The sequence below is a fragment of the Bacteroides caecigallinarum genome, from assembly GCF_021531075.1.
GTDB lineage: Bacteria > Bacteroidota > Bacteroidia > Bacteroidales > Bacteroidaceae > Phocaeicola > Phocaeicola caecigallinarum_B.
The window spans coordinates 26346-35615 of sequence record NZ_JADYTJ010000033.1 but is presented as its reverse complement, the minus strand read 5'-3'; the positions used below and the strand labels follow the sequence as shown (position 1 = coordinate 35615).

At 39.9% G+C, this 9270-nt stretch carries 4 protein-coding genes; 3 read left to right on the top strand and 1 reads right to left on the bottom strand.

The window, feature by feature from the left end; all coding sequences use genetic code 11:
* Nucleotides 1–144 precede the first annotated feature (144 nt).
* Nucleotides 145–4350: a hybrid sensor histidine kinase/response regulator transcription factor gene (locus I6E11_RS09745; RefSeq protein WP_235337858.1), complete on the bottom strand. Its 4206-nt coding sequence runs from the start codon at nucleotides 4348–4350 to the stop codon at nucleotides 145–147.
* 168 nt (nucleotides 4351–4518) lie between these two features.
* Between I6E11_RS09745 and I6E11_RS09740 the strand changes: the two genes are divergently transcribed.
* The 3 genes from I6E11_RS09740 (at nucleotide 4519) to I6E11_RS09730 (ending at nucleotide 9197) form a co-directional block, all read left to right on the top strand.
* Nucleotides 4519–5499: a glycoside hydrolase family 43 protein gene (locus I6E11_RS09740; RefSeq protein ID WP_235337857.1), complete on the top strand. Its 981-nt coding sequence runs from the start codon at nucleotides 4519–4521 to the stop codon at nucleotides 5497–5499.
* 179 nt (nucleotides 5500–5678) lie between these two features.
* A complete protein-coding gene (locus I6E11_RS09735; RefSeq protein ID WP_235337856.1) occupies nucleotides 5679–7658 on the top strand; it encodes an alpha-L-arabinofuranosidase family protein in 1980 nt (659 codons plus the stop codon).
* Nucleotides 7659–7661: 3 nt separating this feature from the next.
* Nucleotides 7662–9197: an alpha-N-arabinofuranosidase gene (locus I6E11_RS09730; RefSeq protein WP_235337855.1), complete on the top strand. Its 1536-nt coding sequence runs from the start codon at nucleotides 7662–7664 to the stop codon at nucleotides 9195–9197.
* Nucleotides 9198–9270 lie beyond the last annotated feature (73 nt).

Below are 9270 nucleotides of genomic sequence, written 5' to 3'. Positions count from 1 at the left end.
AGATTTATGTTTATATGTAATTCACATATTGCCGAAGTATAAACAGTTTACATGAGTAACTATAACACAAAAAAACATTCCTATCAATGTTATTACAGTCTGTATTTCTAAAATATCTCTATACCATTAATACAATAAGTCCGTTTATTTATCCTCCATAATGCTGCTCGGTGTTACATTGAAATGTTTTGTAAAACAGCGTGTGAAATACTTAGGATCGTTAAATCCAACCTGATAAGCTATCTCAGATATGTTCATGTTGTGAGTAATCTTATTCTTCAAAAGTAATTCTCGAGCCAGATTGAGCCTGTAATTCCTCATAAACTGATTTGTAGACTGTCCTGTAAGACTCTGCATTTTCTTATTAAGCAGACTTTTACTCATACCCATAGCATATATAAAATCAGCAACATCAAAATCAGGATTCATATAGTTTTCCTTTACCACTTTCATGGCCTTATCAAGGAATTTCTTATCACCTGATTCTTCTTCTATTCCTAAAGAGTCCACATCCATAGTCAAATAAAACTTCTGCTGAAAGCGTTTTCTATTCTCCAGGATACCTGATATACGTGCCAACAAAAGATTTTCATCAAAAGGTTTCAACAGGTACGAATCGACTCCTGCCTTATAACCTTCAAGCCTGGCTTCATCCGACGTCTTAGCAGTAAGCATAAGAATAGGTATATGTGAAATAGAAAAATCACTTCTTATTCTATGTGACAATTCCATTCCATCCATAACAGGCATCATCAAATCGCTGATAACAAAATCCACATTCGTCGATTTCAGTGCCTGCAATGCCTCTTCACCGTTTGACGCCTCTATCACATTATAATATTCAGCAAGAATAGACCTTATATAATCTCTCATATCCTTATTATCTTCTACTATGAGAAAATTCAGTTTACCGTTTTTCTCCTGTGACAGTGATACATCTTCATGTTCATCATCGTATATTTCATCGACTGTTTCTGTATTTTCTCCCCTTTCTACCGGCAATAATATCCTGAAGGAAGATCCTACCACAGGATTATTCATCGCCGTTACGTTACCGCCCAACAACGTTATCAGTTTCTTGCACAGATACAATCCTATACCCGTACCACTCTGTCCACTAACTGATTCGTGTCCTTGGTTATCGGCCTGATAGAAGCGATTGAATATTCTTTCTATATCATCCTCCGGGATTCCTCTTCCTGTATCCCTTACACACATATACAGTTTCTCCTCAGAATTGTCTTTCACTATGGCAGCATAAACTGATACCAGCCCACCTTTTTCTGTGAACTTTATCGCATTGCTTATAAGATTAGTTATCACCTTACGCATAATATCCTCGTCGTACATCATGTACGGGTTATCAATGCGCCTGTAAATTCTTAGTGTAATACCTCTATCGGCAGCAAAAGCCACGAAAGGCGAAAGTAAATCGTCTAAAAATGTACTGATATTACCATGATGGCATATAATTTTCATTCTTCCATCTTCCACCTTTCTGAAATCGAGAAGCTGATTTATAAGTGAAAGGAGATACTTGCTGTTTTTCTCCACCAGATTTAGCTGTTCTATAACCTGAGGATTATAACTCAATTTCAAAGCTCTTTCTATAGGGCCGACTATCAGTGTCAGCGGGGTTCTGAATTCATGTGTTATGTTTGTAAAGAAAGTCAGTTTATCTATCGTAAGTTCCTCTACCTTACGCGACATTTCCAATATTTTATTTTTCTGTTCGGTTATTTTCAGGTTTTGTTCTTTCAGCAGTTCATTCTGTTTTGACAGTTCTTCCGTCTGAACAGAAAGCAACTTCTGCTGTTCCTTAAGTTCTCTGGTTCTTTCCTCCACTTTATCGTGCAGTATAATCTGTTGCCTTTTCATTTCATTGAACCTCCATACCACAATCCTATAACCAATCAGGATAATGAACAATAATACAGAAATAATAAACCATGAAGTCTTATAGAAATAAGGTGTAACTTCTATTATAAGTCCATTACCGGCATCTATCCAGTTTTTACCGTCGGGAGTATATCTCAACTGGAAATTATATTTACCTGGCTTAAGATTTGTATAAGTCACCGTACGTCTATCTCTTCTTGCATCTATCCATTTGTCATCAAAACCAACCAAACGATAAGAGTATGCAGCCAGGGAAGAAGGATTATAATCCAAAGCTGCAAACTCTATGGTTAACGACTTATCCCTTTCATGCAATTCAAGTACACCGTCTTCCGGATTACAAGTTTTGCCAAATACATTTATTCTGTTTATTACCAAGGGAAATTTCATACGACTTTCTTTCTCCATTAAAGGATGTATTTCAGAAAGTCCTCCCAAACTACCTAGATATATCTTCTCTCCATTACCGGATACCGCAGTTGCATTCCAGTAAAAAATATCAGAAGGCAATCCATCGTTCGATGTATATCCTACAAACATATCATCCTTAGGGTAATACCTGGACAATCCGTTAACCGTAGTAATCCATATATTACCATACCAATCTTCCTGTATTCCACGTACATTATTACTTATAAGTCCATCACTTACTGTGTAAGAAGAAAAGGTATAATCGTCATTATTGTTTACAGCACGGTATATTCCTGCTCCATTACTTCCTATCCACAGATTGCCATTATCAGCTTCAAGTACACAGGTTATACGTTCACTTTCAGGTATATGTACTCCGTCAGTGTATTTCCTGTACTTTAACTCACCTTTCGAATATGCTTTCAGATCTATCCTTAACAGTCCGTAAACAGACGACAGCCACAAATCGCCGGCTTTTGTTATGCAGGCTCCTAACGCATTGATATTTACCTCCTTTTCCGTATCTCTGAACAGTCTGTCCACTCTGTTGTTCCTAGGATTGTAAACATACACCCCATGCTGGGAACCAATCCACAATAAATTGTTTATTGAATCATAACATAGTGTGGAAATGAATAAATCATCTATCCCATCTATTCTTTTAAACTGTTTTGCGGTACCAATTTTACGATTTATCCATCCTACTCCACCTCCCCATGTACCAATATAAAGTCTTTCCTCACTATCCAGAACCAATGAGCTTACAGTATTATGACTCAGTCCGGCAGGAATATCTGTTGTAAAATGAATAAAACCATTTTTACCTTTAGGTTTACAATTAAGTCCTCCCTCAACAACTCCTACCCACAAAGTTCCATCACTATCTTCAACAATAGAATTAACGAGATTTCTAGATAAACTGGCTGCCTGATTCTGCTGATGCAAATAATTGGTAACATAAAGTCGTGAAGCATAAAGCTTAGTGAGACCACCTGTTTCTGTACCAACCCATACCATGTCATTACCTTTGTCATAATAAAGCACATTGACAAAGTTCGAGTTTAGTTGCGAGCCACTTCCGAAACCACCTTCATCATCATTTATAATGTGCTGAAAACTATCATATACAGGATTATATATATTCAGTCCCATCAATGTTCCTATAATAAGAGTACCATCTCCGGCAGACGTAATATCTGTTATGTAATTCTGCGACAAAGAATACGGATTATCACGATTATACATATAATGACGTACAGTATCAGTTAATATACTGTATCTGAGCAATCCAAAACTTGTTCCTATCCACACCTCATTATTAAGAACATACATACAAAAAACCGACTGATTAAACAATGTTGCCAATGAAGCTGACACCGGACTAGGCTCCTGCCACCCAGTAACGTCATCAGATACACGACATAACATATTGTCTTTCTGAAACCAGATATATCCACCTATTTCGCACATTGCAACTCCACGTTCATTTGTGCTTACATAAGATACTTTTATGACATCGCTTACCTCGCCATCATCTGTAAAAACCATTTTATATAATATGTTATTGCTACATACCCATAAATTGCCAGAACTGGAAAGAATCATTCCTGCTATCGGAGAATCCATAAACGGGACAACTGAAGATGAAATATCGGGAGTAACCACATTTAAGCTGTTTATTGAAATCAAATCTATTCCGTCATCACCTGCAACCCATAGCCTGTCAAATCTGTCTTCACATAAGTGGCTGATAAAATTCGATTTAAGTTTGTACTCTTCGGTATTGGTGCTAAAGCTGACAAATTCATATCCATCGTATCGGGAGACACCTCCTCCCATAGTGGATATCCACAAATATCCACGACTATCTTTCACTACATCATCCACAAATACATGAGGCAAACCATCCTGCATGGTAATTCCTGACAAAGTATATCTATTTATATAATTTGCCATATCTGTAGTATCTGCATTCTTTGCAGACAGCAACAGTGTCCCTATAAAAATCAATGAGTACGATAGAATGTGCTTTATTCTCATAACTTAGGCTTTAATTATTCACAAAGTTAAAATCAATTTCACTATTTTGCACTATATCAAATAATGTTTTTCATGCTATTGCAGATTTATCCACCTAACATGTTTATTTGTCCACCTGACAATACTATCAGAAAAGATATATTTGCAAAAAATTAATTTCTAATCAACATGAAAAATAAAATCAGTTTCCAGATTATTGTATTTCTTGCAGTCATATTATGCAACACATCATATGCAGCAAAGAAAGACACTACTTTCGTCGCTAAAGGAAATCCTGTGATTACCCATAAATATCTGGGGGACCCGGCAGCATTAGTTCATAACGGAACAGTATATATCTATGCAGGACACGATGAATGTCCTGAACCGCATCAATACTACCTGATGAACGAGTGGTGCATTTTTTCGACAAAAGACATGAAAACCTTTACAGAACATTCATATACACTAAAGGCAAAAGACTTCAAATGGGCAAAGGGTGATGCATGGGCTAGCCAGGTAATAGAAAGGAACGGTAAATTCTACTGGTATGTAACGGTGGAACATGCCACAATTCCAGGAAAGTCTATCGGTGTAGCAGTGGCAGACTCGCCAACCGGTCCTTTCAAGGATGCCAGAGGCAGTGCGCTAATTACAAATGATATGACCACAGAATATACTTCGATAAGTTGGGACGACATAGACCCTACTGTAATTATAGATGACAACGGACAGGCATATCTGTTTTGGGGTAACACTCAATGCTATTATGCAAAACTGAAAGAGAATATGATAGAGCTTGACGGTCCCATCATTCCTATAAAACTTCCACGTTTCACCGAGGCTCCGTGGATACACAAACATGGAGACTGGTATTATCTGTCGTTCGCATCGGAATTTCCGGAAAAGATATGCTATGCAATGAGCAGAAGCATTGACGGACCGTGGGAATATAAAGGAATATTGAACGAACTGGCTGGCAACTCCAATACCAACCACCAGTCAATAATAGACTTCAATGGCAAATCATATTTTATCTACCACAATGGTGGAATAAATACTCACGGAGGAAGCTTCCGACGTTCTATCTGCATTGACCGTCTATATTATAATGAAGACGGTACGATAAAAAGGATACAGATGACAAGCGAAGGAGCTAACGTACGATGAACATGCAGTGAACAGCTGCTGAACGCTCAGTTAACATTCCGTTCATTCTCCGTTCAAATAGCGTTCATTTGCTGTTCAGCAAACATTCACTCTGATGCAACAAGAAACGTTGATTTAGAGAAATAATTCAGATAAAAAAACTATTTTTGTATCATAAAAACATAATTAATACTTTTTCCATGAAAAAACACTTCACATTATTAAGCGCCTTAGCCCTCACAACATGCATGGGCATCAACGCACAAGAGGTAAACAACATGGTTGTCCAGACCAACAAAATCGGTGCTGAAATACAGCCTACTATGTACGGACATTTCTTCGAGGACATAAACTATGGTGCCGACGGAGGACTTTACGCAGAACTTATCAAAAACCGCTCTTTCGAGTTTCCACAAAGCTTTATGGGATGGAATGTATTCGGAAACGTAACTTTGCTGGATGACGGTCCGTTTGACAAAAACCCACACTACGTAAGATTAGGAGATCCGGGACATGCACACAAACGTACAGGTATCGAGAACGAAGGATTCTTCGGAATAGGAATCAAAGCCGGCGAAAGCTACCGTTTCAGCGTATGGGCAAGAGGTGAAAACCAGAAAATCATAGTGGAGCTTATAGACAATGCTTCAATGGGAGAAACACAGGTTATAACTTCGCAGACACTGGACATCAATTCCAAGGAGTGGAAGAAATATGAATTAAAGCTTACTCCTGAACAAACACTTGCCAAAGCACACCTGCGCATCTTCCTGGCATCTGCAGGAACTGTCGATCTGGAGCATGTCTCATTATTCCCTACCGACACATGGAAAGGACGCGAAAACGGTTTGCGCAAGGACCTCGTACAGGCTCTTGCCGATACTAAACCGGGAGTGTTCCGTTTCCCTGGAGGATGTATCGTGGAAGGAACCGATTTGGCATCACGCTATAACTGGAAAAATTCTGTAGGTCCTGTCGAGAACCGCCCTTTGAACGAAAACCGCTGGCACTACACATTCCCTCACCGTTTCTTCCCTGATTATTTCCAGACATACGGAATGGGATTCTACGAGCTCTTCCTGCTGGCAGAAGATATGGGTGCAGAACCATTGCCTGTACTTAGCTGCGGACTTTCATGCCAGTTCCAAAATAATACAGAAGATGCACACGTGAAGGTTTGCGACCTTCAGCCATACATACAGGATGCTCTCGACCTAATAGAGTTTGCCAATGGAGCTACAGATACTAAATGGGGTGGTCTGCGTGCTGAAATGGGACATCCGGAACCATTCAACCTCAAATTCATCGGAATTGGTAACGAACAGTGGGGACCTGAATACCCAGAACGTCTGAAACCATTCGTTGAAGCTATCCGCAAGGCATACCCTGACATGAAGATTATCGGTTCGTCAGGTCCTAACTCTGAAGGAAAGGACTTTGAATATCTATGGCCTGAAATGAAGAAACTTAAAGTTGACTTGGTGGACGAACATTTCTATCGTCCTGAAGACTGGTTCCTTAACTCTGGAAGCAGATATGACAACTACGACCGTAAAGGTCCGAAAGTATTTGCAGGCGAATATGCATGCCACGGTAAAGGCAAAAAATGGAACCACTTCCATGCATCACTTCTTGAGGCTGCATTCCTGACTGGTGTTGAACGTAATGCCGACATCGTTCATATGGCTACATACGCTCCACTGCTTGCACACGTCGAAGGATGGCAGTGGCGTCCTGACCTGATATGGTTTGACAATCTGCGCTCTGTACGTACTTGCAGCTGGTATGTTCAGAACCTGTACGGACATAACAAGGGTACAAACGTAATTCCTCTTACTATGGACAAGAAAGCAGTAAGCGGTCAGGAAGGACAGAACGGACTCTTTGCAAGCGCTGTATTGGACAAGGATAATAATACATACATTCTGAAAGTGGTTAATACATTGGACAAGAGCCAGAAACTGAACATCGAGTTCAAAGGACTGAAGAAATCAGTATCACTCATTAACGGCAAGTGCATCACTCTTCACTCTGACAACTCTGATGCAGAAAACACTCTTGACGAACCAAACAAGATTATTCCGGTGGAAAAGGATATCAACATCGAAAAGAATATCCTTAACACTGAAATAGGAGAAATGACATTTGCAATATATAAATTTGAAATATCTAAAAAGTAATTTATGAAGAACATAATTTTATCAGTTGCCATGATGGCAAGTGTATCGGCTTTTGCACAGCAGAAGGCTACGATAGAAATATATCCTGAAAAAGGGAACCAGATTATACCGAAAGAAATATACGGTCAGTTTGCAGAGCATCTGGGTACATGTATATACGGTGGACTTTGGGTAGGAGAAGATTCGAAGATTCCTAACATAAAAGGTTACAGAACAGATGTATTCGAGGCTTTGAAAAAACTGAAAGTGCCTGTAATGAGATGGCCGGGCGGATGTTTTGCCGATGAATATCACTGGATGGACGGTATCGGCCCTAAGGAAAACCGTCCGCGCATGGTAAACAATAACTGGGGTGGTACGGTAGAAGACAACAGCTTCGGTACCCATGAGTTCCTTAACCTGTGCGAAATGCTTGGATGCGAGCCTTATATCAGCGGAAACGTAGGTAGCGGCTCGGTAGAGGAAATGGCAAAATGGGTGGAATACATGACTGCAGAACAGGGAAGCCCTATGGCAAAACTGCGTAAGGAAAACGGACGCGAAAAGCCTTGGAAGGTAAAATACTTCGGAGTAGGAAACGAAAGCTGGGGATGCGGTGGAAATATGCGTCCGGAATATTATTCCGACCTGTACCGCCGTTATTCCACTTACTGCAGAAACTACAACGGAAATGTACTGTTCAAAATTGCAAGTGGTGCTAGTGACTACGACTACAACTGGACCGAGGTGCTTATGCAGAACATAGGCCACAGAATGGATGGAGTATCGCTTCACTACTATACAGTGGCAGGATGGACCGGCAGCAAAGGCTCGGCTACAAAATTCAACAACGAGGATTATTACTGGACTATGGGCAAGTGTCTTGAAATAGAAGATGTACTGAAACGCCACATTGCCATTATGGATAAATATGACCCTAAGAAACAGATTGCCCTAATGGTAGACGAATGGGGTACTTGGTGGGATGAAGAACCGGGAACTGTTCCGGGACACCTTTACCAGCAGAACACACTGCGCGACGCTTTTGTGGCTTCACTCACTCTCGACGTGTTCCACAAATATACAGACCGCGTAAAGATGACCAACATTGCCCAGATAGCAAACGTTCTTCAGTCTATGATTCTTACAAAAGATGACAAGATGGTGCTTACTCCTACATACCACGTGTTCGAAATGTACAACGTACATCAGGATGCGACATACCTGCCATTGAACCTTGAATGCAACTACAAGGTGGTGAGAGACAATAGAGAAGTGCCTATGGTAAGTGCAACAGCATCACGCAAGGATGGACTGACACACATCTCGCTGTCAAACGTTGATTTGAATGAAGAACAGGAAATCACAATCAAACTTGACGGAATGAACATCAAGAGTGTTTCAGGAAGAATCCTTACTTCGGACAAGATTGACGATTACAACTCTTTCGAAAATCCTGACGTAGTTTGTCCAAAAGAGTTCAAAGGTGCAAAAATAAGCAAGAACACACTGAAAGTGAAATTGCCGGCAAAATCAATCGTAACACTGGAACTAAAATAATTCCTCAGGGAATAGCATAAACCTTTAGGTTTAAAAAAACGCCTTGACATTTCAATCGAAATATCAAGGCGTT

Bases quoted from the DNA above. Each gene is read 5' to 3' on its own strand.
- I6E11_RS09735 (WP_235337856.1), top strand. From the start codon at position 5,679: ATGAAAAAACACTTCACATTATTAAGCGCCTTAGCCCTCACAACATGC.
- I6E11_RS09745 (WP_235337858.1), bottom strand. From the start codon at position 4,350: ATGAGAATAAAGCACATTCTATCGTACTCATTGATTTTTATAGGGACA.
- I6E11_RS09740 (WP_235337857.1), top strand. From the start codon at position 4,519: ATGAAAAATAAAATCAGTTTCCAGATTATTGTATTTCTTGCAGTCATA.
- I6E11_RS09730 (WP_235337855.1), top strand. From the start codon at position 7,662: ATGAAGAACATAATTTTATCAGTTGCCATGATGGCAAGTGTATCGGCT.